At 30.7% G+C, this 1,484-nt stretch carries 1 pseudogene; it reads left to right on the top strand.

The features are described 5' to 3' along the window. Positions 1 to 1,484 (top strand): annotated as a pseudogene (locus K5Q99_RS21720) (EAL domain-containing protein); the annotation flags it as partial.

Here is a 1,484-nt window from a genome sequence, read left to right as displayed (position 1 = left end):
TGACAATAAAAAAATGTTAGTTGGAACTGACAATGGTTTAAATGTTTACGACTCAGAACTTGAATCCTTCAAAAAACAAAAAAAAATAAATGAAGCCATATGGTCTATAAATGACAATGGTGAAGTTTATACAATAGGTACTAAAAACAAGATAATTGATATTAGAAAAGATAATTTAGAAATAATAAAAACATATCAAGATGAAAGCTTTAGCTTCATAAAGAAAGCAATAAAGACCAACAACGGCTATATTATAAGAAATCATGATGGTAAAATCATTCATTATCGCGAAGATTCAACAGCTACTATTTTATCCCTACAATCTGTAGACATAGTAAAAGGCAGAAGTGGAATTTACATTTTAACATCAAATGGTATTTATAAAAAAATATCTGAAGACATACCGAAGTCTCTTGCTGGTGAGTATAGAGCTCTAGCCGTGATTGATGGTCAAGTAATACAAACAAACCTTGAATCATCAGAGGTAACATCAAAAGGTTATGTATTAGAAAAGAAAGAAATTACAAATCAGGTTCAAGCCTACAGAACGAATAACTATACAATAATACCTTCATTAAATATGGGATTTATTCTAATCAGAGATAGTAGCAATGTTGTAAAGTCCCTAATAAATCCTATCGGAAATATCTGGTCAATAAGCTTGTTAGACAATGAACACATTGTGACTTCTGATGATAGTAGCGAAGTGGAAGTATATAATTCAAACTTTATCCTCGAAGATAAAATAGACACAGGAATATCAGGGCCTAAGTATATCATAAGAAACAATGACTATTTAATCATTGGGGGTAATAATGGTCTTTATGAGTTTAATGGGAATTTAAAAGCAACAATATTAAGCGATAGCATTGTCACTCTATTTAAAAACCCAAAAAGAACCGAATTAATTGTTGGAACAAACAATTCAGACATATACATAATTGATCTACTAGATAGAAAAAAAATTCGAAAACTATCACTAAAAAATAAACACCCAATCTTCCAAATCCAACAGACCTTTGATGGCACACTTCTACTTGCTACTCAAGGTGGGTTGATGAGTATAGATGCTAACGGCAACGAAAAAACAATTTTTGATGATGACTTTGTTTATTGCATAACTGAGACACCAAGTGAATATCTTTTTGGAACAAGAACTTCAATCTATTCGACTAAAAAAGAAACGTTAGAAACTAATAAGATTTATAACTCAAACAAACCAATCTACTCAATCGCAATTGATGATAGCAATGACTTTATGGCATCTTCCATAAATGAGTTGATTTTAAGCAGAAATGGAAAATTACTCACACTAACAACTGACTATGGTAGTCAAGAAGAATACAATAATCAGAGTGGGATATTCTGGAATGGCAGTTTCTTTTTTGGTGGAATATCTGGCGTCAGTGCAATAAATAAAGTTAATGCAATATCTTATATTGAAGATAATGTTATAAACACTAATATCAGTGAGCTTTTAGTAT

It is taken from the genome of Shewanella hafniensis (genome assembly GCF_019655335.1).
Classification (GTDB): domain Bacteria; phylum Pseudomonadota; class Gammaproteobacteria; order Enterobacterales; family Shewanellaceae; genus Shewanella; species Shewanella hafniensis.
This window is presented reverse-complemented; position numbering and strand designations above follow the sequence as displayed.